Origin of the sequence: Streptomyces sp. NPDC003036 (assembly GCF_040611175.1) — a bacterium.
Lineage (GTDB): Bacteria > Actinomycetota > Actinomycetes > Streptomycetales > Streptomycetaceae > Streptomyces.
The window spans coordinates 137,985-161,161 of record NZ_JBEXNO010000007.1; the positions used below are offsets into that span (position 1 = coordinate 137,985).

Below are 23,177 nucleotides of genomic sequence, written 5' to 3' on the forward strand. Positions count from 1 at the left end.
ACCTACGGTTAGCGCCCGTTGAACGCGTCCTTCAGACGCGAGAACAGTCCCTGCTGCCCCGGCTGGAACTGGCCCGTCGGCCGCTCCTCGCCCCGCAGCTTCGCCAGCTCCCGCAGCAGCCGCTCCTGCTCCGCGTCGAGCTTCGACGGCGTCTGGACCTCGACGTGCACGATGAGGTCGCCGCGTCCGCCGCCGCGCAGGTGCGTGACGCCGCGTCCGTGCAGCGGGATCGACTGGCCCGACTGCGTACCGGGACGGATGTCGACCTCCTCCATCCCGTCCAGCGTCTCCAGCGGCACCTTGGTGCCGAGCGCGCCCGCCGTCATCGGGATCGTCACCGTGCAGTGCAGGTCGTCCCCGCGCCGCTGGAAGACCGCGTGCGGCAGCTCGTGGATCTCGACGTACAGGTCGCCGGCGGGGCCGCCGCCCGGGCCGACCTCGCCCTCGCCCGCCAGCTGGATGCGGGTGCCGTTGTCGACACCGGCCGGGATCTTGACCGTGAGCGTACGGCGGGACCGTACGCGCCCGTCGCCGGCGCACTCGGGGCACGGCGTCGGCACCACGGTGCCGAAGCCCTGGCACTGGGGGCACGGGCGGGACGTCATGACCTGGCCCAGGAAGGACCGGGTCACCTGGGAAACCTCACCGCGGCCGCGGCACATGTCACAGGTCTGCGCCGACGTACCGGGCGCGGCGCCCTCACCGGAGCACGTCGTGCAGACGACGGCGGTGTCGACCTGGATGTCCTTCGTCGTACCGAAGGCGGCCTCGTTGAGGTCGATCTCCAGCCGGATCATCGCGTCCTGGCCGCGCCGGGTCCGCGAGCGCGGGCCGCGCTGGGACGCCGTGCCGAAGAAGGCGTCCATGATGTCGGAGAAGTTGCCGAAGCCGCCCGCGCCGAAGCCGGCGCCCGCGCCCGCGCCGCCGGAGGCGGACAGGGGGTCGCCGCCGAGGTCGTAGACCTGCTTCTTCTGCGGGTCCGACAGCACCTCGTAGGCGGCGTTGATCTCCTTGAACCGCTCCTGCGTCTTCGGATCGGGATTGACGTCCGGGTGCAGCTCGCGCGCGAGCCGCCGGAACGCCTTCTTGATCTCGTCCTGGGACGCGTCGCGGCGTACGCCGAGTACGGCGTAATAGTCCGTGGCCACTACGACTCCGCCAGGATCTGTCCGACGTAACGTGCCACTGCGCGTACCGCTCCCATCGTTCCGGGGTAGTCCATGCGGGTCGGTCCGACCACGCCGAGTTTGGCGACTGCCTCGTCGCCCGAACCGTAGCCGACCGCGACGACGGACGTGGAGTTCAGCCCCTCATGGGCGTTCTCGTGCCCGATGCGTACGGTCATCGCCGAGTCCTTGGCCTCGCCGAGCAGCTTCAGGAGCACCACCTGCTCCTCCAGCGCCTCCAGCACCGGCCGGATCGTCAGCGGGAAGTCGTGCCCGAAGCGGGTCAGATTGGCGGTGCCGCCGATCATCAGCCGCTCCTCGGTCTCCTCCACCAGCGTCTCCAGCAGCGTGGCCAGCACCGTGGAGACGGTCCCGCGGTCCTCCACCTCGAAGGACTCGGGGAGGTCCTGCACCAGCTGGGGCACGTCGGTGAAGCGCCGTCCCACGACACGGCTGTTCAGCCGCGCCCGCAGGTCGGCCACGGACTGCTCGCCGAACGGCGCGGGGCAGTCCACCATGCGCTGCTCCACCCGGCCCGTGTCCGTGATCAGCACCAGCATCAACCGGGCCGGGGCCAGCGACAGCAGCTCCACGTGCCGCACGGTGGAGCGCGTGAGGGACGGGTACTGGACGACCGCGACCTGCCGGGTCAGCTGCGCCAGCAGCCGCACCGTACGGCCGACGACGTCGTCCAGGTCCACCGCGCCGTCCAGGAAGTTCTGGATCGCGCGGCGCTCGGGAGTCGACAGCGGCTTGACGCCCGCGAGCTTGTCCACGAAGAGCCGGTAGCCCTTGTCCGTGGGGATGCGGCCCGCGCTGGTGTGGGGCTGGGCGATGAAGCCCTCCTCCTCCAGCACCGCCATGTCGTTGCGCACGGTGGCCGGCGAGACGCCGAGGTTGTGGCGCTCCGTCAGCGCCTTGGAGCCGACGGGCTCCTCGGTGCCGACGTAGTCCTGGACGATGGCGCGCAGCACCTCGAGTCTGCGTTCGCTGAGCATCGCGCGCACCTCCAGCTGGCTTCGGTTACTCGGTGTCCATTGGCACTCGCCGGGTCCGAGTGCCAGGTACCACCCGGCCAGTGTACGGCGCCGGGGTACGCCCCTAGCAAGGGCGGCGGTCACCGTACCGCGCTAGCGTCGCGGTATGGACGTCGACTGGGAGGACCTGGGATGGGAGCGGCTCGCCGAGGGAGTGGGCCGTCGGCGGCTGCCCGTCTGGGACGCCACGACCGCCCTCGTGGCCGGTGATGACGCGGCGCTGCTCTTCGACACGGGCGCCACGCTCCGGGAGGGCGCGGAGATCCGGGCGCAGGCCCAGAAGCTGCTCGGGGGCGGGCGGAGGGTGACGCATATCGCACTCAGCCACCCCCATTTCGATCATGTGCTGGGGACGGCGGCGTTCGCGGGGGCGGAGGTGTTCGGCGCGGTGGGCGTCGACACGCTGCTGGCACGTGAACGGGACGATCTGCGGACGGACGCGATCCGCCACGGGGTGGCGGCCGGGGAGGCCGTCGAGGCGGTGGACGTGCTGGTCCTGCCGCATCACCTGGTGACCGGCGAGTGGACGCTCGACCTGGGCGGGAAGCAGGTGCTGCTGGCCAACGTGGGGCCCGGCCACACCGGCCACGATCTGGTGCTCCTGGTGCCCGGCGAGCCGGAGGTGGTCTTCTGCGGCGACCTCGTGGAGGAGTCGGGCGACCCGCAGGCCGGACCGGACGCCATCCCGTCGCGCTGGCCGGCCGCGCTGGACCGGCTCCTCGACCTGGGCGGCGAGGACGCGCTGTACGTACCGGGGCACGGCGCGGCGGTCGACGCCGCCTTCGTACGCGCCCAACGCGATGAGCTGGCCCGGCGGTTCGGGGTGTCGTAGCGTCTGCCGAATGCGCAGTTACGACCCTGATCTGACGCCCTCGTGGAAGCGGCCGCCCGCCCCGGTGCCGGAGGTGCCCGCCGAGCCGGATCTGGTGGTGGAGGAGGTGGGGACCGGTTTCTGCGGGGCGGTGATCCGCTGCGAGGCGGGGACGGTGACCCTGGAGGACCGGTTCGGCAAGGAGCGGGTGTTCCCGCTGGCCCCGCGCGGGTTCCTGCTGGAGGGCCGCCCGGTCACCCTGGTCCGCCCGTCCGCCGCCGCTCCGGTACGGCCCACCCGTACCGCCTCGGGCTCGATCGCCGTCCCCGGCGCACGCGCGCGCGTGGCCCGGGCGGGGCGCATCTACGTGGAGGGCCGCCACGACGCGGAGCTCGTGGAGCGGGTGTGGGGCGACGACCTGCGCATCGAGGGCGTGGTCGTCGAGTACCTGGAGGGTGTCGACGACCTGCCCGCGATCGTCCGCGACTTCGCCCCCGGCCCGGACGCCCGCCTCGGGGTGCTGGTGGACCACCTGGTTCCGGGCTCCAAGGAGTCCCGCATCGCGGCACAGGTCACGGACGCGCACACGCTGGTCGTGGGGCACCCGTACATCGACATCTGGGAGGCGGTGAAGCCGTCGGCGGTGGGCATCCCGGCGTGGCCCGCCGTCCCGCGGGGCCAGGACTGGAAGAAGGGCGTGTGCCGAGCCCTGGGGTGGCCGGACAACACGGGAGCGGCGTGGCAGCACATCCTGTCGCGGGTGCGGGGATGGAAGGACCTGGAGCCGGAGCTGCTGGGGCGGGTGGAGGAGCTGATCGATTTCGTGACGGCGCCGTAGGCCGCTGCGCGGGGCTTCTCCCCCGCCCCGCACCTTCCCGAACCCAGCGGGGGCTGGATCTCCGTCCGGCGTTTGAGGACACGCGCGAAGCGCGTACGGGGTCCGGGGCGAAGCCCCGGTGACGGGAAGGGGCGGGTAGGGGAAAGCTCAGTCCACCAGGTCCCGCACCACCGCGTCCGCCAGCAGCCGCCCGCGCAGCGTCAGCACGGCGCGCCCCTCGGCGTAAGGACCGGGGTCCAGGAGGCCGTCCCTTACCGCGCGGTCGGCGGCGCGCGCGCCCGCGGGTCGCAGCAGCTCCAGGGGGCACCCCTCCCGGAGCCGCAGCTCCAGCAGCACCCGCTCGACCCGCCGGTCCTCCTCCGAGAGGAGCTCGCGGCCCGCGCCCGGCGACCGCCCGGCGGCCAGCGCGGCGGCGTACGCGCCGGGGTGCTTGACGTTCCACCAGCGCACGCCGCCGACGTGGCTGTGCGCGCCGGGGCCCGCGCCCCACCAGTCGGCGCCGCGCCAGTACAGCTCGTTGTGCAGGCACCGCCCGGCCTCCGAGGTGGCCCAGTTCGACACCTCGTACCAGGCGAAGCCCGCCCCGGACAGGACGTCCTCGGCGATCAGGTACCGGTCGGCGTGGACGTCGTCGTCCGTCATCGGCACCTCGCCGCGCCGGATGCGCCGCGCCAGCTGCGTACCCTCCTCCACGATCAGGGCGTATGCCGAGACGTGGTCGGGGCCCGCGCCGATCGCCGCGTCGAGGGAGGCGCGCCAGTCGTCGTCGCTCTCGCCCGGCGTGCCGTAGATCAGGTCGAGGTTGACGTGCTCGAAGCCCGCCGCCCGCGCCTCCGCGACGCACGCCTCGGGCCGCCCCGGTGTGTGCGTACGGTCGAGTACCTTCAGGACGTGCTGCCGGGCGCTCTGCATGCCGAAGGAGATCCGGTTGAAGCCGCCCTCGCGCAGCTCCGCGAGGTACGCGGGGCCGACGGACTCCGGGTTGGCCTCCGTCGTGATCTCGGCGTCGTCCGCGAGCCCGAACTCGTCGCGGATGGCGCCCAGCATCGTCACGAGATCGGCGGCGGCCAGCAGCGTCGGCGTGCCGCCGCCGACGAAGACGGTCCGCACCGGGCGCGGGTCGTCGCCCAGCACCTTCCGCGCGAGGCGCACCTCGTCGACGAGGGTCTCGGCGTAGTTGTCGCGGGAGGCGAGCACACCACCGGAGCCGCGCAGCTCGGTGGCGGTGTACGTGTTGAAGTCGCAGTAGCCGCAGCGGGTCGCGCAGTACGGGACGTGCAGATAGAACCCGAGCGGCCGCTCACCGGCCCCGAGCAGGGCGGACGCGGGCAGCGCGCCGTCCTCGGGCATGGGCTCGCCATCGGGCAGTACGGAAGGCATACCGCCCATTGTCCGTCACTCGCGGGATTCCCGAGCCGGCCCGGCCTGCAGGACGAGGAGCGCGAGGTCGTCGGAGACCGGCCCCTCTCCGAAGGTGTGCACGGCCTGCCGGATCCGGTCGGCGACGCCCTGGGCGGAGAGCCCGGCGCAGCAGGCGAGGGTCCGGGCGAGCCCGTCCTCGTCGTCGAACATCCGCCCGGCGCGGGAGCGCCGCTCGGTCACGCCGTCGGTGACGCACAGCAGGGTGTCGCCGGGCGCGAGGTGGAAGGTGTGCGTCTCGTACGCGACGTCGTCGATGACGCCGAGCAGGACCTGCGGCAGGGCGACGGGCGACACCGTGCCGCCGGGGCGCAGGAGCAGCGGGAGCGGGTGGCCCGCGCAGGCGAGGGTGCAGCGCGCGCCGCCGCCCTCCTCCGGCGGGAGCGGCGTGAGCTCCCCGTACAGGAGGGACAGGAACCGCGACTGGGTGGGGCTGACCGGCTGGGCGTCGGGGCCTCCGGCGGCGGCGACGACCAGTGCGGCGGCCTCGGCGGCCTCCGTGGCGTCGTCGAGGAGGAGCCGGTTGAGCCGGTCGAGGACCTCGCCGACGCGGTGCCCCTCGCGGGCGAGCAGCCGCAGCCAGGGGCGGGCCAGGCCGGTGACGACGGCCGCTTCGGGTCCGCTGCCCTGGACGTCGCCGAGCATGAAGCACCACCGGCCCGCCGCCTGGAAGACGTCGTAGAAGTCGCCGCCCGCGAGGCCGTCGTCGCTGGGCTCGTACACGACATGGCTGGCGACGCCCGGGATCTGCGCGACCTTGCTGGGCAGCAGTCCGCGCTGGAGGACGCGGCTGATGGTGGCCTGGCGCGTGTACCGGCGGGCTGCGCCGATGGCGAGCGCCACACGGCGCGCGAAGTCCTCGAGGAGGGCGGTGACCGCGTCCGGGATGCGGCTGGTGCCGCGCCGCCCGATCATCAGGGTGCCGAGCCCGCGGCCGCCCACGACGAGGCGGAGGGCGAGCGCGGTGCCGTGGCCGTCGCCGGACGGGTCGGGCCACGGAACGGGGACCGGGCCGGTGTGGGCGGGGCCGGGGAGCCGTGGCGGTTCCTTCTGGAGGACGTCGCGCAGGGGCTCGATGGCGGACTCGTCGGCGTGCCAGACGCGCGCGAGGCGGGGCGCGGTGGCGGTGCCGCTCTCGCCGCCGTCGCCCTCCAGCCAGAAGGCGCACCAGTCCGCGAGCCGCGGTACCAGCAGCTGTCCGGCGAGCGCGGCGACGAGATCCTCGTCGAGCTGGCCCGCGAGCAGGTCGGAGGCCTCGGCGAGGAAGGTCAGCGCGCCGCTGCCGGCCCACTCCTGGTCGTCGCGGACGGGGCGGCGGGGCGCGGGGGCGAGGATCTCGGCGGCGCGCAGGCCGCGCTGGATGGCGGGCTCCGCGCCGGGCACGGGGCAGGTGTTCCAGCCGTCGAGCGGCAGGCGGGCCCAGACGGTCTTGAGGCCGGGGCGGTAGGTGATGCCCCAGCACTCGGCGAGGGCGGCGACGAGCTGGAGCCCGCGGCCGTACTCCTCCGGCCCGCCCTCTTCGTGGGCGGGGTGGTCGTTGCGGACGGTGCGCGTGGGGTGGTGGTCGGAGACTTCGAGGACCAGGGCGGCGGGCTGGTCGGCGTCGGGCTCCTCCAGCCGGAAGAGGAGCTCGACGGTGGTGCCCGCGTGGACGACGGCGTTGGTGACGAGTTCGGCGACGACGAGCACGGCGTCGTCCGCGACGCGGTCGGTGATCGCGGCGGTGGCGGGGAGCGCGAGACCGGTCCAGTCGGCGAGCGCGGCCCGTACGAAGCGGCGTGCGGCGCCGGGGGCGAGCGGGTTGCCGGGCAGGCTGGTGCGGGCCACGGAGTGGTGGGGCGGTGGCGGCTGGGGCGGCAGGTGGTCCTTCGGCTCCGTGGATGCCATGGGTGTCGTGGGTGTCGTGGTCGCCATGGACGGGTCCATGGGCTCGAGTGGATCCATGGGCTGGAGCGCCTGCGGCCGCTGTGCCCGCTGTGCTGGAAAGGACCCCACGTGCTCTCCTCGTCGGCTCCCGGTTCGGACACCGACAGAGTGACAGATCGAGCTCGCTCATAAGCGCCGAGTCATCGAAGTGGGCGCGGGAAGGACACGAAAAGCGGCGGAACCCGCCTCGCAGGGCGGCTCTACCCGGGGGTGGCGCCGAGGGCGGCCCAGGAGTCCAGGAGGAGTTCGACCGCGTCGACGACCACCTCGGCGCCGATCCGGTCGGGGGTCAGGAGGGACCCGGCACGGACGCCCGGGGGCACCAGCGGAGGCGACGGGGTCGCGGTCGCCACCGGCATGGCGCCGCTCGGGCTCGGCAACGACTCGGGCGGATCGATCTGCGTTCCGGCGGCGTTCAACGGCGTGGCCGCGCTGAAGCCCTCGTACGGCAGGTTCGCGCTCGACCACCGGATCGGTCCGCAGGATACGACGCTGTCCTCCCAGCTCTTCCCCGTCGACGCCCCGCTCGCGCGCTCGGTCGCGGACCTGCGGCTGGTGTACGAGGTCCTCGCCGGCGCCGATCCGCAGGACCCGCGCGCGGTGCCGGTTCCGCTCGACGGGCCGCCCCCGGCGCCCGGCCGCCCGGTCCCGGTCGGCGTCGTCACCGACCCGGGCGGGGACGGCGTCCACCCGCATGTGCGCGCGGGTGTGGAGGCGGCGGCCGCGGCCCTGGAGGACGCCGGGTACGCGGTGGAGGAGGCCGAGGTGCCGAGGCTGGGCGAGGCCGTCGACGCCTACCACGGGCTGATCTTCACGGAGTTCGCCCTGATGTGGCCGGCGGTGCGGGACCTGCTCACCGAGGAGAGCCGGCGGCACGTCGAGTACACCCTTCAGGAGCACCCGCCCGTCGACCTCGCGGAGTACCTCCGGCTCACCGGTGTGCGCCTGAGCGTCCAGCGCGACTGGGCCCGGCTCTTCGAGCGGTTCCCGCTCGTGCTCGGGCCGGTGTCGACCGAGCCGGCGCCCTTCCCCGACACCATGCACGGCACCGCGGAGGACAACGCCCGCACGATGGCGGCGCTCCGGCTGTGCCGGGCGAACACGTTCGTCGGCACGCCGTCGGTGACGGTGCCCGTGGGCGTCGCCGACGGGCTGCCGCAGGGGGTGCAGATCATCGGCGGGATGTACCGGGAGGACCTGTGCCTGCGGGCCGCGGCGGCGATCGAGCGAAGGCGGGGGAGGTTCACACCGGTCACGCCGGTCACGCCGGTCACGTCGATCACCCCCGCCGCGCCCACCGCGCCCGCGGCGCCGGTCACGCCTCCCTGACGCCCTCGTACATCTCCTCGATCAGGTGCTTGTACTCGCGCTCCACGACGGGCCGCTTCAGCTTGAGGCTCGGGGTGAGCTCGCCGTGCTCGATGTCCAGGTCGCGAGGGAGCAGCCGGAACTTCTTGATGGTCTGCCAGCGCTGCAGCCCCTCGTTGAGCCGGTCCACATAGCCCTGGACGAGCTGGTTCACCTCGGGCCTGGCCACCAGGTCGGCGTACGGCGTGCCGCCCAGGCCCTGCTCCTCGGCCCAGCCGAGCAGGGCGGGCCCGTCGAGGGCGATCAGCGCCGTGCAGTAGTTCCGGTCGGCGCCGTGGACGAGGATGTTCGAGACGTACGGGCAGACCGCCTTGAACTGGCCCTCCACCTCGGCGGGCGCGATGTACTTGCCGCCGGACGTCTTGATGAGGTCCTTCTTGCGGTCGGTGATGCGCAGGTAGCCGTCGACCGACAGCTCGCCGATGTCGCCGGTGTGCAGCCAGCCGTCCGGCTCCAGCACCTCGGCGGTCTTCTCCGGCAGCCCGTGGTAACCCGCCATGATGCCGGGGCCGCGCAGCAGGATCTCGCCGTCGTCGGCGATGCGGACCTCGGTGCCGGGCAGCGGCTTGCCGACCGTACCGGTGCGGTACGCCTCGCCGGGGTTGACGAAGCTGGCGGCGCTGGACTCCGTCAGGCCGTACCCCTCCAGGATGTGGATGCCGGCGCCCGAGAAGAAGTAGCCGATCTCGGGCGCGAGGGCGGCCGAGCCGGAGATGGCGGCGCGCAGCCGGCCGCCGAAGGCGTCGCGGAGCTTGGTGTAGACGAGCGCGTCGGCGACCTTGTGCTTGGTGGTGAGGCCGAAGGGGGCACTGGCGGTGCCGGTGCGGCGGAAGTTGTCCTGGGTGACCTTGGCGTACTCGCGCGCGACCTCGGCCGCCCACTTGAAGATCTTGTACTTGGCGCCGCCGCCGGCCCGCGCCTTGGCCGCGACCCCGTTGTAGACCTTCTCGAAGATGCGGGGCACGGCGGCCATGTACGTGGGCTGGACGACCGGCAGGTTCTCGATGATCTTGTCGACGCGGCCGTCGACGGCGGTGACGTGCCCGACCTCGATCTGGCCGGAGGTCAGCACCTTGCCGAAGACGTGCGCGAGCGGCAGCCACAGGTACTGCACGTCGTCCGCCGTGATCAGGCCGGTCGCGGCGATGGCCTTGGCCATGTACGACCAGTTGTCGTGCGGCAGCCGTACGCCCTTGGGGCGGCCGGTGGTGCCGGAGGTGTAGATGAGGGTGGCGAGCTGGTCGGGAGTGATCGCCGCGACCCGCTCCGCGACGGCGTCCGGGTGCTTGTCGAGGTACGCCTTGCCGCGCTTTTCGAGGTCGGCGAGGGAGAGCACCCAGCCCTCGGGGTCGGCCTCGTCCGCCTCCACCCCGGCGGCGTCGATGACGACGACGTGGGCGAGCTGGGGCAGGTCGGCGCGCTTGGCGCGGGCCTTGGCGAGCTGGGCGGCGTCCTCGGCGATCAGGACCCGGCTGTCGGAGTCGGCGAGGATGTACGCGGACTCGTCGGCGTTCGTCTGCGGGTAGACGGTGGTCGTCGCCGCGCCGGCGCACATCACGCCGAGGTCGGCGAGGATCCACTCGACACGGGTGGCGGAGGCGAGCGCGACGCGCTCCTCCGGCTGGACGCCGAGGTCGATGAGGCCGGCGGCGATGGCGTACACGCGGTCGGCGGCCTGCTGCCAGCTGAGGGACTTCCAGTCGTCGGGGCCCTGTCCGGAGGCGGCGGGGACGGGGTAGCGGTAGGCCTCGGCGTCCGGGGTCTGCGCGACGCGCTCCAGGAAGAGCGTCGCCACGGAGGGCGGCCGGTTCTCGATCAGGGTCTTTGTGTCGCTCACGGCGTCCTCCGGGCGGCGGCTTGCGGCAGGGCTGCACGACGGGATGGTTGTTTAACTGACGAGTAACCCTCGGGCGGGATCAGGTTAGAGCGCAGTCGTCCGCCATGTAAGGGGCTGCGGCCTGGCGCTTCATACCCGGTTCATAACGACTGTGCAGTACCTGTGCGATCCCCGGGCACGCAAAAGCGCCCGTCCGTGAACCGAACGGGCGCTTTGGCGCACGTACCCGCGCAGGGCAGCTTCCGGTTACTTCTTGGTCTTGCCGCCCGCGGACTCGTCGCTCGACAGCACCGCGATGAAGGCCTCCTGCGGCACCTCGACGGAGCCGACCATCTTCATCCGCTTCTTGCCTTCCTTCTGCTTCTCCAGCAGCTTCCGCTTACGGGAGATGTCACCGCCGTAGCACTTGGCGAGGACGTCCTTGCGGATGGCGCGGATCGTCTCGCGGGCGATGACGCGGGAGCCGATGGCCGCCTGGATCGGCACCTCGAAGGCCTGCCGCGGGATGAGCTCGCGCAGCTTGGCGACGAGCCGCACGCCGTACGCGTACGCCGCGTCCTTGTGCGTGATGGCGGAGAAGGCGTCGACCTTGTCGCCGTGCAGCAGGATGTCGACCTTGACGAGGCTGGAGGCCTGCTCGCCGGTGGGCTCGTAGTCGAGGGAGGCGTACCCGCGCGTCTTGGACTTCAGCTGGTCGAAGAAGTCGAAGACGATCTCGGCGAGGGGGAGGGTGTAGCGGATCTCGACCCGGTCCTCCGAGAGGTAGTCCATGCCGAGGAGCGTGCCGCGGCGGGTCTGGCACAGCTCCATGATCGAGCCGATGAACTCGCTGGGGGCGAGGATCGTGGCGCGGACGACCGGCTCGTACACCTCGCTGATCTTGCCCTCGGGGAACTCGCTCGGGTTGGTGACCGTGTGCTCGGTGCCGTCCTCCATGAGGACGCGGTAGACCACGTTGGGCGCGGTGGCGATGAGGTCGAGGCCGAACTCGCGTTCCAGCCGCTCGCGGATCACGTCGAGGTGGAGCAGGCCCAGGAAGCCGACGCGGAAGCCGAAGCCGAGCGCGGCGGAGGTCTCCGGCTCGTAGACGAGCGCGGCGTCGTTGAGCTGGAGCTTGTCGAGGGCGTCGCGCAGCTCGGGGTAGTCGGAGCCGTCGAGCGGATACAGACCCGAGAAGACCATGGGCTTCGGGTCCTTGTAGCCGCCGAGGGCCTCGGTCGCGCCCTTGTGCAGGGTGGTGATGGTGTCACCGACCTTGGACTGCCGGACGTCCTTCACACCCGTGATCAGGTACCCGACCTCGCCGACGCCGAGCCCGTCCGCCGGGAGCATCTCGGGCGAGTTGGTGCCGATCTCCAGCAGCTCGTGGGTCGCGCCGGTGGACATCATGCGGATGCGCTCGCGCTTGTTGAGCTGTCCGTCGATGACACGGACGTACGTCACGACACCGCGGTACGAGTCGTAGACCGAGTCGAAGATCATCGCGCGGGCGGGGGCGTCGGCGACGCCGACCGGCGCCGGAACGTCCTTGACCACGCGGTCGAGCAGCGCCTCGACGCCGAGACCGGTCTTGGCGGACACCCGCAGGACGTCGTCGGGCTCGCAGCCGACCAGGTTCGCCAGCTCCTCGGCGAACTTCTCCGGCTGGGCGGCCGGGAGGTCGATCTTGTTGAGCACCGGGACGATGGTGAGGTCGTTCTCCATCGCGAGGTAGAGGTTGGCGAGGGTCTGCGCCTCGATGCCCTGGGCGGCGTCGACGAGCAGGATGGTGCCCTCACAGGCGGCCAGGGACCGCGACACCTCGTACGTGAAGTCGACGTGGCCGGGGGTGTCGATCATGTTGAGGATGTGGGTGCTGCCCTCACCGGGACCCGTGGTCGGGGCCCACGGCAGACGCACAGCCTGGGACTTGATCGTGATGCCGCGCTCGCGCTCGATGTCCATGCGGTCGAGGTACTGAGCGCGCATCTGCCGCTGCTCGACCACACCGGTCAGCTGGAGCATCCGGTCGGCGAGGGTCGACTTGCCGTGGTCGATGTGCGCGATGATGCAGAAGTTGCGGATCAGCGCCGGGTCGGTACGGCTCGGCTCGGGCACGTGGGTAGGGGTCGCGGGCACGCAGGGTCCTGATTCTCGAGACGCTGGCGTCTCTGCTCGGGTCGACGTCGGATCGATACGTAGGTTCCATGGTCCCACGGACGGGGACGGGCGCTCGGTTTGGGCCGCTCGGAGCGCGACTGGTACCGTGGGCAGCTGTGTCTCATAGCCCTCTCAGCATTGAGGCACACCTCTAAGAAATCCTTACGAACCTGAAAAGGCTCTTTCGTGGCGAACATCAAGTCCCAGATCAAGCGGAACAAGACCAACGAGAAGGCGCGCCTGCGCAACAAGGCCGTCAAGTCGTCGCTCAAGACCGCGATCCGCAAGGCCCGTGAGGCTGCCGCCGCGGGCGACGTCGAGAAGGCCACCGTGGCCGCTCGCGAGGCCGCCCGCAAGCTGGACAAGGCCGTCTCCAAGGGTGTCATCCACAAGAACGCCGCCGCCAACAAGAAGTCGGCGCTGGCCGCCAAGGTTGCCTCCCTCCAGGGCTGAGCTCTCTGCTCTTGATTCCATCTGATCCCACGGGATCAGCCGCCGGAAGGGACCCAAGCGGGCCCTCTCATCCGCTCCCGACCGGCACCCCGGGACCGTACGCGGCCTGCGTTCGCCACGCGGGTACGGCCCCAGCATCGTGATTCGAAGGCCCCGGCCTCGGTCCTTCCCCAGGACCGCGGCCGGGGCCTTCGGCGTACCGGGGGCACGGGGGTCAGCCCGTCGGCGTGACGGAGACAGGGGGCGGGGGGCTTCGCCTGAGCCTCAGCCTCGGCGGGAGCAGGCCGCGCGGGCGATGGTGACGACCGCTTTCTCGAGGGCGTACTCCGGGTCGTCGCCGCCGCCCTTGACCCCCGCGTCCGCCTCCGCGATCGCGCGCAGCGCCACGGCCACGCCGTCCGGCGTCCAGCCGCGCATCTGCTGCCGCACGCGGTCGATCTTCCACGGCGGCATGCCGAGCTCGCGGGCGAGGTCGGCGGGCCGGCCGCCCCGCGCCGAGGACAGCTTGCCGATGGCGCGCACGCCCTGGGCCAGCGCGCTGGTGATCAGCACGGGTGCGACGCCCGTCGCGAGCGACCAGCGCAGGGCCTCCAGGGCCTCGGCCGCCCGGCCCTCCACCGCCCGGTCGGCGACGTTGAAGCTGGAGGCCTCCGCACGGCCGGTGTAGTACCGCCCGACGACCGCCTCGTCGATCGTGCCCTCGACGTCCGCGGTGAGCTGCGACACCGCGGAGGCGAGCTCCCGCAGATCGCTGCCGATCGCGTCGACGAGCGCCTGGCACGCCTCGGGCGTCGCCGACCTGCCCAGCGCGCGGAACTCGCCGCGTACGAACGTCAGGCGCTCCGCGGGCTTGGTGGTCTTCGGGCAGGCGACTTCCCGTGCTCCGGCCTTGCGAGCCGCGTCGAGCAGGCCCTTGCCCTTGGCCCCGCCGGCGTGGACCAGCACAAGGGTGATGTCCTCCTCGGCGGGCGCCCCGAGGTAGGTCTTGACGTCCTTGACCGACTCGGCGGAGAGGTCGTGCGCGTTCCGCACGATCAGCACCTTGCGCTCCGCGAAGAGCGACGGGCTCGTCAGCTCGGCGAGCATGCCCGGCTGGAGCTGGTCGGCGGCGAGGTCGCGGACGTCCGTGTCGGCGTCGGCGGCGCGGGCGGCCGCCACCACCTGCTGCACCGCGCGGTCCAGGAGCAGCTCCTCCTGGCCCACGGCGAGGGTGACGGGGGCGAGGGGATCGTCGGTCGTGTTCTTTCTGGTGGCCATCGCGAACCAGCATCGCACGCGCCACCGACAACCCGTTCCCGCCCGGCTCTCCCCACGGCCGGTCCACGGCCCCGGCCACGGGCGCCGTCGACGGTTCCGCCCACGGCGCCGTCTACGGCTCCTCGCGCCAGCCGTCCCACTCCGCCGCGAACGCGTCCAGCTCGGCCGCCGGGAACCGCCCGTCCGGGTCCTCGACGACCACCAGCCACTGCGCGTCCTCGGCGTCGTCCTCGCCGGCCAGGGCGTCCCGCACCAACTGCGGCTCCTCGTCGAGTCCGAACCGGTCGCCGAGCGCCTCGGCCGCCTCCTCCGCGGCATCCCGGTCGGGCAGCACCAGCACATGTCTCACATCGTTCACGGGACCATTGTTCAATGCCGGTTCCGGGCCGTGGCCCGCAGGTCCCGCCCTGTGCCGGTGACCGCGATCGGGCCGTCCCGGTCGGTGCGCAGCACCACCGCTCCCCCGTCCCGCAGGGCGGCGACCGTACGCGGTGAGGGATGGCCGTAGTCGTTGTCCCGGCCGGCCGACACCAGGGCGAGCCGGGGCCGGACGCGGTCCAGCAGGCGTGGCTCCTGCCGGGACGAGCCATGGTGGGCCACCTTGAGCACGTCGACGGGCGGCAGGTCGGGATGGGCCCGCAACAGGCCCCGCTGCGCGGGCGGTTCCAGGTCGCCGAGGAGCAGCAGGGTCACGCCGGAACCCCGGGCCCCGGTGCGGACGAGCAGCGTCACACTGGCATCGTTCGGTTCCCCGGGGTCCGGACCCGGGAGGGCGTCCGGCCACAGCACGCGCCACTCCAGGGCGCCGGTCCGGCGCCGCTCCCCCGGGGCCGCCGGTATGACGGGCACCCCGGCGGCGCCGGCCGTCCGGTACACGAACGCGGCCTGGCCCGCGGGTTCCCGGAGGATCGTCGTCTGTACGGCGCCGACCTCGCGGCCCCGCAGCACCCCGGGGAGCCCGGCGACATGGTCGGCGTGGAAGTGGGTGAGCACCACGAGCGGCACCCGGCTCACGCCCAGGTCGCTCAGGCACCGGTCCACGGGCCGCGGGTCGGGTCCCGCGTCCACGACCACGGCCGCGCCCGGACCCGCCGCGAGGACCGTCGCGTCGCCTTGCCCCACGTCGCACATCGCGTAGAGCCAGCCCGGCGGTGGCCATCCGGTGACGAGCCGGGTCAGCGGGGGCGGCCGCACGACCGCGAGCAGCAGCAGCGCGGCGCAGGCTGCGGCCACGGGCGAGCGGTACGGAATCCGCCGGGCCAGCAGCAGGGCCGCTCCGGTGGCGGCGGCGAGCAGCAGTCCGCCCCGCCAGCCGCCCGGCCAGCCGGCCTCCGCGCCGGGCAGCGCGGCCCCGGCGCGGGCGACGGAGGCGATCCATCCGGCCGGCCACCCCGCGCACTCGGCGAGCAGCCGGGCCACGGGCATCGCCACGGGCGCCGCGGCGAGCGCGGCGAAGCCGAGGACGGTCGCCGGGGCCACGGCGAGTTCGGCGAGGAGGTTGCAGGGGATCGCCACCAGGCTGACCCGGGCCGCGAAGACCGCCACCACGGGCGCGCACACGGCCTGGGCCGCCGCGGTCGCGGCGAGCGCCTCCGCGATCCTCGGCGGCACGCGGCGCCGCCGCAGCGCCGAGCTCCACCGCGGCGCGAGGGTGAGCAGGGCCCCGGTCGCCAGCACGGAGAGCAGGAATCCGTAACTGCGCGCCAGCCACGGGTCGTACAGCACCAGCAGCAGCACGGCGGCGGCCAGCGCGGGGATGAGGGATCTGCGGCGCCCGGTGCCGATGGCGAGCAGCGTGATCAGTCCGCAGGCGGCGGCGCGCAGCACGCTCGGGTCGGGCCGGCAGACCACGACGAAGGCGAGCGTGAGCGCCCCGCCGATGAGCGCGGTCGACCGCAACCCGAGCCCCAGCCGGGGCGCCAGCCCGCCGCGTTCCGCGCGCAGCGCCGAGCCCGGCCTGCCGATGAGCAGCAGCAGCGCCACGCTGAGGTTGCTGCCGGACACGGCGAGCAGGTGTGTGAGGTCGGTCGCCCGGAACGCGTCGTACAGCTCGGGCGGGATGCGGGAGGTGTCCCCGACGACCAGTCCGGGCAGCAGCGCGCGGGCGTCGGGCGCCAGCCCGTCCGTCGCCGTGCGCAGCCCTGCGCGCAGCTTCCCGGCGGTGCGCTGGAGCGCGCTCGGCGGTCCGGTCACGTGCGGTGGCCCGGTGCCGACGCGGACGACGGCCGCGAACCGGTCCGCCGTGCGCTGCGGCGGGGCCAGCCGCGCGGCCACGCGCGCTGTGGTGGAGGGCAGCAGCCGCTGCCACCCGGCTTCGAGGGGCGCGATCAGCAGCACGGGCGTGCGGATCCTGGTGACGCCCCCGCCGGTCACCGCGACGCGGGTCGCCTCGCCGTCCAGGACGACCCAGCGCGCGCCGGCCGGGCCGCCGTCGTGCCGCACCGGGCGGGGGTCGGAGGCGACCGTGACGTCGAGGGTGACGCGCGCGTACTCCCGCGCCAGCCCCGGCAGTGGGCCCCGCCGCAGATCGGCCCCGTGGAACCCGGCCGATGCCGCGCCGGCGGCGCCGCACAGCAGGACGGCGGCGCACGCGGTGACGTTCGCCCGCCTCCGCCCGCCCTGCGACCGGCGGGTGGGCCGCAGCCGACGTACCGTCACGGTCGCGAGCAGCCCCAGCGCCGCCGCGACTCCGACGGCCACGCCCGTGAGGGTCCACCACCCCGGCGCACCGACCGTGAGGGCGGCCGCCACCCACGCGGCCAGGGCCGGAGGCACGAGTCGTAGGTCGGCAGGCTCCTCCTGGCGCGGGTCGGCGGCCCCGAGAGGATGCCCGGACGCGGCGTGGACCGGCGCACGGGCCGGGGCGGTCGCGCACGTCATGGCCGTACCAGGGACTGGAGGTCCGCGAACCGGCGGTCGCCGATCCCGTTGACCTCGCGGAGCTCACCGACCGACCGGAAGCCGCCGTGCCGGGTGCGGTAGTCGACGATGTGCCGGGCCAGTACGGGCCCGACGCCGGGCAGCGCGTCCAGCTGTTCGACGGTGGCGGTGTTGAGGCTGAGGGGGCCAGCGCCCGCCGCACCCGCTTGACCGGCGGGGCCGGCCGGGCCACCGAGACCCGCGGGGCCGGGCCCGGGTACCGAACCGGGTGCCGGGGTGATTCCCACGAGCACCTGCTCGCCGTCCATCAGCACGCGCGCCCGGTTGAGTCCGGAGACGTCCGTGCCCGGCCGGACACCGCCCGCAGCGTGCAGCGCGTCCGCGACCCGGGACCCGGCGGGCAGCCGGAGCACGCCGGGCCGGCGCACCTTCCCGCTCACATCGACGACCACGGGCGGGGACGACGCCGTCGGCATCGGCGGACCGGTCGCTCCCGGCGTCGCGGCGGCCGCCGGTTCCGCCGCCCCGACGACCTCGGGAGCGTGCACGGCCTCCGGCCGTCCGAGCCAGAAGTACCGCCCGGCCACGAGCGCCGCCACGACCAGGACCACCGCGAGCGCGGCGAGCGCCCTGGGCTCCACCCCGCACCGCAGGTGCAGCCACAGCGGTAACCGGTCCCGCAGCGCCGGCCACCATCGCTCGCGGAGTCCCCGCCGTTCCGCGTCCGGCGGTTCCGCCGGACGCGCCTCCGGGGGCGGGGGCGTCGCGTACGCCGCCGCGCCGTCGAAGAGCGCGTCCGCACGCCGCCGCGGCGCCGCGTTCGTATGCCCGCCGCGGACCCGCCGCCGTACCTGCACGCGGGCACGAGCGCGGGCACGGGAGCGGGCACGGGTCCGCCCGTCGGATCCCGGCAACCGCCCGGGCCCGCTTGTCGCCGGTGCCGAGAACGGTGCCGAGAGAGATGCCGACACAGGCGCCGACACCGATGCAGGATTCGTCACTGTGCGTGTTCGGTTCGTCATGTCGCTCACGGTACGCACATACGCCCGAACCCGCCGAGCAGCCTCAAAACTGGTGGATAACCCAGGAGTTGTGGAAAAACCGGCCACCCGAACGAGCGATGGTCGCGGCCACCCCCGTCACCAGGACGAGACGACCACGCCCAGCAGCCCCGGCCCGGTGTGCGCTCCGATCACCGCGCCCACCTCGCTGACGTGCAGCTCGGCGAGGTCGGGGACGCGCCGGCGCAGCCGGTCCGCCAGCGCGGCGGCCCGCTCCGGGGCCGCCAGGTGGTGCACGGCGATGTCCACCCGGCTCGTGCCCGCCCGGTCGGCGGCGATCTCCTCCAGCCTGGCGATGGCCTTCGACGCCGTGCGCACCTTCTCGCGCAGCTCGATCCGGCCGCCCTCCAGCTCCAGCAGCGGCTTGACGGCGAGCGCCGAGCCCAGCAGCGCCTGGGCCGCGCCGATGCGGCCGCCCCGGCGCAGGTAGTCGAGGGTGTCGACGTAGAAGTAGGCGGAGGTCCCGGCGGCCCGCTTCTCGGCGGCCGCGACGGCGTCGTCCAGCGTGCCGCCCGCCTCCGCCGACTCGGCGGCGGCCAGGGCGCAGAAACCGAGCGCCATGGCGACCATGCCGGTGTCGACCACCCGCACCGGCACCGGCGCGTCCTTCGCGGCCAGGACGGCCGCGTCGTACGTGCCCGAGAACTCGGCCGACAGGTGCAGCGACACGATCCCGTCGGCGCCGCGCTCGGCGGCCGCCCTGTACGCCGCCGCGAACGTCTCGGGGCTCGGGCGTGACGTGGTCACGGAGCGCCGTTTCTGCAGGGCGAGGGCGAGGGAGCGGGCCGAGATCTCGGTGCCCTCCTCGAGGGCCTGGTCACCGAGCACGACGGTCAGCGGCACCGCGGTGATGCCGTGCCGCTCCATCGTCTGCGGCGGCAGGTAGGCCGTGGAATCGGTGACGATAGCGACATGGCGGGACATGAGCGGGAGGTTACCCGCAGGCGGCACCGCACGGCAGTCCGCCCCCGCCGCCATGCTCGGTTCGGGTCAGTTCGTGGTCTCGGGCCGGGACGTCTTCTGCCATGAGTAGACGTGCGACTGCCGGGGATCGGGCGCCGTGATAGCCGGCCGCTCGCCCTGCGACGACGCGCCGCCGCGGTCCGCCTCCGCCGGCCAACCCTGCTCCGCCCGCCCCGCCGACGCGTCCGATGAGGCCGATGAGGCCGATGAGGCCGACGACGCGTCCGACGGCTCGGCCGACCAGTGCCGCAGCGCGCCCGCCTCGATGTCGATCTGGGCGCTCAGCGTCTCCAGCTCGTCGTCCGCGAACCTCCGCGCCCGGTCCCGGGCCGCCCACCGCAGGGAGTCCGCCGAGTGCGTGATCCGCTGCGTACGCTCCCGCAGGGTCGGCAGCTGCTCGGCGACCCTCGCCCGGTCCGGGTCCCGCTCCATGCGCCGCAGGTCGTCGTCCAGCTCGTGCCCGTGCGCGCTGAGCCGGCGGAACAGCTCCAGCGACTCCTTGAGCGAGGCGTCCTCGCGCGCGCCCGCCTCGAGCGCCTCCTGGGTGGCCCGCATCGAGGTACGCAGCGACAGCCGCAGCTGCGCCAGCTCGGCCACGACGCCGCCCGGTCCGTAGCTCTTGGCGCGCAGGGTGGTGTCCTCGACGGTGCGCCGCGCCTGGGTGAGCGTGCGGTCGACGCCGCGTTTGACGCCCTTGACCACCTTGACGGTCACGTACACGCCCAGCGCGACGAAGGCGACGAAGAGCAGCGCCAGGATCAGGATCGCGGCTTCCATGAAGTCCCCTTGGTGTCGGTGCCGGACGCTCGCGCCCGTGGTTCCTCCACGGTAAACGGAAGAGGCAGGTCGGGGGTTCCATCGAAACCCCCAACCTGCCCGTAAGGGAATCCCCCAGGCGCCGTGCCCGGGATCGCCCTCGGGCCGGGACGGCTACGCCGGGACGGCTACGCCGGGACGATGTTCACCAGCTTCGGCGCCCGCGCGATCACCTTGCGGATGTCCGCGCCGCCCAGCGCCGCGACGACCGCCGGGTCGGCCAGGGCCAGCGCCTCCAGCTCGGCGTCCGTGATGGACGGGGAGACCTCCAGCCGCGCCTTGACCTTGCCCTTGATCTGGACAACGCAGGTCACGGTCTCGTCCACGACGTACGCCGGGTCGGCCACCGGGAAGTCCTGGTGGACCACCGAGTCGGTGTGGCCCAGCCGGTGCCACAGTTCCTCGGCGATGTGCGGCGCCAGCGGCGCGATCAGCAGCACCAGCCGCTCGGCGACGGAACGCGACACCGGGGTGCCCGACTTGGTCAGGTGGTTGTTCAGCTCGGTGACCTTCGCGATCGCCGTGTTGAACCGCATCGCGGCCATGTCCTGGGACACGCCGTCGATCGCCTTGTGCAGGGCGCGCAGCGTGTCCTCGTCGGGCTCGGCGTCGACGACGGTGACCTCGCCGGTCGCCTCGTCCACGATGTTGCGCCACAGGCGCTGCAGCAGCCGGTACTGGCCCACCACCGCGCGCGTGTCCCAGGGGCGGGAAACGTCCAGCGGGCCCATGGCCATCTCGTACAGGCGCAGGGTGTCGGCGCCGTACTCGGCGCAGATCTCGTCCGGTGTGACGGCGTTCTTCAGGGACTTGCCCATCTTGCCCAGGACGCGGCTGACCTTCTCGCCCTGGTACCAGAAGGCGCCGTCGCGCTCCTCGACCTCGGCGGCCGGCACGGCGATGCCGCGCGCGTCCCGGTAGACGAAGGCCTGGATCATGCCCTGGTTGTACAGCTTGTGGAAGGGCTCGGCCGACGAGATGTGGCCCAGGTCGTACAGCACCTTGGACCAGAACCGCGCGTACAGCAGGTGCAGTACGGCGTGCTCGGCGCCGCCCACGTACAGGTCGACGCCGCCGTGCGGCTGACCCTCGCGGGGCCCCATCCAGTACTGCTCGATCGCCGGGTCGACCAGCGCGGAGTCGTTGTGCGGGTCCAGGTAGCGCAGCTCGTACCAGCAGGAACCGGCCCAGTTGGGCATGGTGTTGGTCTCGCGCCGGTACTTCTTCGGGCCGTCGCCCAGGTCCAGGGTGACGTTGACCCAGTCCTCGTTGCGCGACAGCGGCGTCTCGGGCTGGGTGTCGGCGTCGTCCGGGTCGAAGGTGCGCGGCGAGTAGTCCTCGACCTCGGGCAGCTCCAGCGGCAGCATCGACTCGGGCAGCGCGTGGGCCACGCCGTCCTCGTCGTAGACGATCGGGAAGGGCTCGCCCCAGTACCGCTGGCGGCTGAACAGCCAGTCCCGCAGCCGGAAGTTGACGGTGCCTTCGCCGATGCCCTTCTCGGACAGCCACTCGGTGATGCGGGCCTTGGCCTCGACGACGCCCAGCCCGTCCAGCGAGACGTCGGCGTTCGACGAGTTGACGATCTTCGCGTCGTACGAGTCGAAGGCGTCGTCCCACGTGGAGGGATCGGTGCCGCGCTCGTCGGAGGGCTGGACGACACAGCGCATGGGCAGGTCGAAGGCGCGCGCGAAGGCGAAGTCACGGCTGTCGTGCGCCGGGACGGCCATGATGGCGCCGGTTCCGTAGCCCATCAGGACGTAGTCGGCGATGAAGACGGGGACCCGCTCGCCGCTGACCGGGTTGGTGGCGTACGCGCCGGTGAAGACGCCGGTCTTCTCCTTGGCCTCGGCCTGGCGCTCGACGTCCGACTTGGCGGCGGCCTGCTTGCGGTAGGCGTCGACGGCCAGGGCCGGGGTCGCGTGACCGCCCGTCCACAGGGCATGGGTGCCTGCGGGCCACGCGTCCGGGACGATCTTGCCGACCAGCTCGTGCTCGGGCGCCAGCACCATGTAGGTGGCCCCGAACAGGGTGTCCGGGCGGGTGGTGAAGACGGTGATGGCGTCCTCGCCGACGGCGAAGTCGACGCGCGCGCCCTCGGAGCGGCCGATCCAGTTGCGCTGCTGCAGCTTGATGGCCTCGGGCCAGTCCAGCGCGTCCAGGTCGTCCAGCAGCCGGTCGGCGTAGGCGGTGATGCGCATGTTCCACTGGCGCAGCTTCGCCTTGAAGACGGGGTAGTTGCCGCGCTCGGAGCGGCCGTCGGCCGTCACCTCTTCATTGGCCAGGACGGTGCCCAGGCCGGGGCACCAGTTGACCGGCGCGTCGGAGGCGTACGCCAGCCGGTAGCCGCTCAGGACGTCGGCGCGCTCGGCGGCGGTCAGCTCGCTCCACGCGCGCGTGGAGCCCGGTACGGCGCGCTCGCCGCTCTCGAACTGGGCGACCAGGTCGGCGATCGGACGGGCCTTCTTCGCCTCCTCGTCGTACCAGGAGTTGAAGATCTGCAGGAAGATCCACTGGGTCCACTTGTAGTAGTCCGGGTCGATCGTCGCGAACGAACGGCGCTTGTCGTGGCCCAGGCCCAGCCGGCGCAGCTGGACCTTCATGTTCTCGATGTTCGCCTCGGTCGACACACGCGGGTGCGTGCCGGTCTGGACGGCGTACTGCTCGGCGGGCAGGCCGAAGGCGTCGAAGCCCAGCGTGTGCAGGACGTTGTGGCCGGTCATGCGCTGGTGGCGGGCGTAGACGTCGGTGGCGATGTAGCCCAGGGGGTGCCCGACGTGCAGGCCCGCACCCGAGGGGTACGGGAACATGTCCATGATGAACTTCTTGGGGCGGGCGACGACGGCCTGGTCGCCGGCCAGGTCCCCGCTCGGGTTCAGCGCCTCGTACGTGCCCTCGGCGTCCCAGAAGTCCTGCCAGCGTGCCTCGATGTCGGCGGCCATGGCCGCCGTGTAACGATGCGGGGCTGCTGCCTCGGCAGCAGAATTCGTCTCGCTCATGATCCTTAAAGCTCCATCGATCGTCTCTGCCACGAAATGAAAAATCCCCTCGCACAGGAGGGGACGCCGCGCCGATTCCGACCGGATTCATCAACCGTCGGGACTGATCAGCGCGGCTCGCTAAGCAGAAGGCGTACGGCACGCATGGCGCCAGGGTACCGCAGGGCCCGGACGGGCCGCACCGAGGTTCCACCGTGTGGGCGCGTGCCG

Annotated in this window: 17 protein-coding genes and 1 pseudogene; 4 read left to right on the top strand and 14 right to left on the bottom strand. The window is 73.0% G+C overall.

Going from position 1 to position 23,177, the window contains the following annotated elements; all coding sequences use genetic code 11:
- Positions 1-8: 8 nt before the first annotated feature.
- Together dnaJ and hrcA are read right to left on the bottom strand one after the other, a co-directional pair.
- Positions 9-1,148: a molecular chaperone DnaJ gene (gene dnaJ / locus ABZX67_RS07670; protein WP_355355927.1), complete on the bottom strand. Its 1,140-nt coding sequence runs from the start codon at positions 1,146-1,148 to the stop codon at positions 9-11.
- A complete protein-coding gene (gene hrcA, locus ABZX67_RS07675) occupies positions 1,148-2,164 on the bottom strand; it encodes a heat-inducible transcriptional repressor HrcA (protein WP_355355929.1) in 1,017 nt (338 codons plus the stop codon). Before hrcA ends, dnaJ begins: the two co-directional genes overlap by 1 nt.
- A 145-nt stretch (positions 2,165-2,309) precedes the next feature.
- Here hrcA and ABZX67_RS07680 point away from each other — a divergent pair, with 145 nt between their 5' ends.
- The gene (locus ABZX67_RS07680; RefSeq protein WP_355355931.1) at positions 2,310-3,035 is read left to right on the top strand and encodes an MBL fold metallo-hydrolase; all 726 of its coding nucleotides are present in this window, start codon (positions 2,310-2,312) and stop codon (positions 3,033-3,035) included.
- Positions 3,036-3,045: 10 nt separating this feature from the next.
- Positions 3,046-3,852: a DUF3097 domain-containing protein gene (locus tag ABZX67_RS07685; protein WP_355355933.1), complete on the top strand. Its 807-nt coding sequence runs from the start codon at positions 3,046-3,048 to the stop codon at positions 3,850-3,852.
- Between the two features lie 147 nt (positions 3,853-3,999).
- Here the strand turns inward: ABZX67_RS07685 and hemW are convergent, their stop codons facing one another.
- The 3 genes from hemW to ABZX67_RS07700 form a co-directional block, all read right to left on the bottom strand.
- On the bottom strand, positions 4,000-5,232 hold the full coding sequence (gene hemW, locus ABZX67_RS07690; RefSeq protein ID WP_355355935.1) for a radical SAM family heme chaperone HemW: 1,233 nt from the start codon (positions 5,230-5,232) through the stop codon (positions 4,000-4,002).
- Between the two features lie 15 nt (positions 5,233-5,247).
- The gene (locus tag ABZX67_RS07695; protein ID WP_355355937.1) at positions 5,248-7,158 is read right to left on the bottom strand and encodes a SpoIIE family protein phosphatase; all 1,911 of its coding nucleotides are present in this window, start codon (positions 7,156-7,158) and stop codon (positions 5,248-5,250) included.
- Between the two features lie 239 nt (positions 7,159-7,397).
- Positions 7,398-7,550: a hypothetical protein gene (locus ABZX67_RS07700; RefSeq protein WP_355356020.1), complete on the bottom strand. Its 153-nt coding sequence runs from the start codon at positions 7,548-7,550 to the stop codon at positions 7,398-7,400.
- A gap of 1 nt (position 7,551) precedes the next feature.
- On the opposite strand from ABZX67_RS07700, the pseudogene ABZX67_RS07705 reads away from it, so the two are divergent.
- Positions 7,552-8,526: pseudogene (locus ABZX67_RS07705) on the top strand (amidase family protein); the annotation flags it as partial.
- Here the strand turns inward: ABZX67_RS07705 and ABZX67_RS07710 are convergent.
- Positions 8,513-10,402 carry a long-chain fatty acid--CoA ligase gene (locus ABZX67_RS07710; RefSeq protein WP_355355939.1) on the bottom strand — a complete coding sequence of 630 codons (1,890 nt, stop codon included), beginning with the start codon at positions 10,400-10,402 and terminating at the stop codon, positions 8,513-8,515. The pseudogene ABZX67_RS07705 and the gene ABZX67_RS07710 overlap by 14 nt on opposite strands.
- Positions 10,403-10,648: 246 nt before the next feature.
- Positions 10,649-12,520, bottom strand: coding sequence for a translation elongation factor 4 (gene lepA / locus ABZX67_RS07715; RefSeq protein WP_355355941.1), 1,872 nt, complete (start codon positions 12,518-12,520; stop codon positions 10,649-10,651).
- 207 nt (positions 12,521-12,727) lie between these two features.
- Here lepA and rpsT point away from each other — a divergent pair, with 207 nt between their 5' ends.
- A complete protein-coding gene (gene rpsT, locus ABZX67_RS07720; protein WP_355355943.1) occupies positions 12,728-12,994 on the top strand; it encodes a 30S ribosomal protein S20 in 267 nt (88 codons plus the stop codon).
- 264 nt (positions 12,995-13,258) lie between these two features.
- Here rpsT and holA read toward each other — a convergent pair whose 3' ends face one another.
- The 7 genes from holA to leuS all read right to left on the bottom strand — a co-directional run bounded on the left by holA (position 13,259) and on the right by leuS (position 22,967).
- Positions 13,259-14,251 carry a DNA polymerase III subunit delta gene (gene holA, locus ABZX67_RS07725; protein ID WP_355355945.1) on the bottom strand — a complete coding sequence of 331 codons (993 nt, stop codon included), beginning with the start codon at positions 14,249-14,251 and terminating at the stop codon, positions 13,259-13,261.
- A 112-nt stretch (positions 14,252-14,363) separates the two neighbouring features.
- A complete protein-coding gene (locus ABZX67_RS07730; protein ID WP_355355947.1) occupies positions 14,364-14,609 on the bottom strand; it encodes a hypothetical protein in 246 nt (81 codons plus the stop codon).
- Between the two features lie 11 nt (positions 14,610-14,620).
- On the bottom strand, positions 14,621-17,131 hold the full coding sequence (locus ABZX67_RS07735) for a ComEC/Rec2 family competence protein (RefSeq protein ID WP_355355949.1): 2,511 nt from the start codon (positions 17,129-17,131) through the stop codon (positions 14,621-14,623).
- A complete protein-coding gene (locus tag ABZX67_RS07740; RefSeq protein WP_355355951.1) occupies positions 17,128-17,988 on the bottom strand; it encodes a ComEA family DNA-binding protein in 861 nt (286 codons plus the stop codon). The genes ABZX67_RS07735 and ABZX67_RS07740 overlap by 4 nt, the downstream gene beginning before the upstream one ends.
- A gap of 282 nt (positions 17,989-18,270) precedes the next feature.
- Positions 18,271-19,116 (bottom strand): DegV family protein, encoded by an 846-nt coding sequence (locus ABZX67_RS07745; protein WP_355355953.1) that lies wholly within the window; start codon positions 19,114-19,116, stop codon positions 18,271-18,273.
- 66 nt (positions 19,117-19,182) lie between these two features.
- Complete coding sequence (locus tag ABZX67_RS07750; protein ID WP_355355955.1) at positions 19,183-19,932, bottom strand: hypothetical protein; 750 nt, start codon at positions 19,930-19,932, stop codon at positions 19,183-19,185.
- A gap of 167 nt (positions 19,933-20,099) precedes the next feature.
- On the bottom strand, positions 20,100-22,967 hold the full coding sequence (gene leuS, locus ABZX67_RS07755; RefSeq protein WP_355355957.1) for a leucine--tRNA ligase: 2,868 nt from the start codon (positions 22,965-22,967) through the stop codon (positions 20,100-20,102).
- Positions 22,968-23,177 lie beyond the last annotated feature (210 nt).

Bases quoted from the DNA above. Each gene is read 5' to 3' on its own strand.
- hrcA (WP_355355929.1), bottom strand. From the start codon at position 2,164: ATGCTCAGCGAACGCAGACTCGAGGTGCTGCGCGCCATCGTCCAGGAC.
- ABZX67_RS07680 (WP_355355931.1), top strand. From the start codon at position 2,310: ATGGACGTCGACTGGGAGGACCTGGGATGGGAGCGGCTCGCCGAGGGA.
- ABZX67_RS07685 (WP_355355933.1), top strand. From the start codon at position 3,046: ATGCGCAGTTACGACCCTGATCTGACGCCCTCGTGGAAGCGGCCGCCC.
- hemW (WP_355355935.1), bottom strand. From the start codon at position 5,232: ATGCCTTCCGTACTGCCCGATGGCGAGCCCATGCCCGAGGACGGCGCG.
- ABZX67_RS07695 (WP_355355937.1), bottom strand. From the start codon at position 7,158: ATGGCATCCACGGAGCCGAAGGACCACCTGCCGCCCCAGCCGCCACCG.
- holA (WP_355355945.1), bottom strand. From the start codon at position 14,251: ATGGCCACCAGAAAGAACACGACCGACGATCCCCTCGCCCCCGTCACC.
- ABZX67_RS07735 (WP_355355949.1), bottom strand. From the start codon at position 17,131: ATGACGTGCGCGACCGCCCCGGCCCGTGCGCCGGTCCACGCCGCGTCC.
- ABZX67_RS07745 (WP_355355953.1), bottom strand. From the start codon at position 19,116: ATGTCCCGCCATGTCGCTATCGTCACCGATTCCACGGCCTACCTGCCG.
- ABZX67_RS07750 (WP_355355955.1), bottom strand. From the start codon at position 19,932: ATGGAAGCCGCGATCCTGATCCTGGCGCTGCTCTTCGTCGCCTTCGTC.
- leuS (WP_355355957.1), bottom strand. From the start codon at position 22,967: ATGAGCGAGACGAATTCTGCTGCCGAGGCAGCAGCCCCGCATCGTTAC.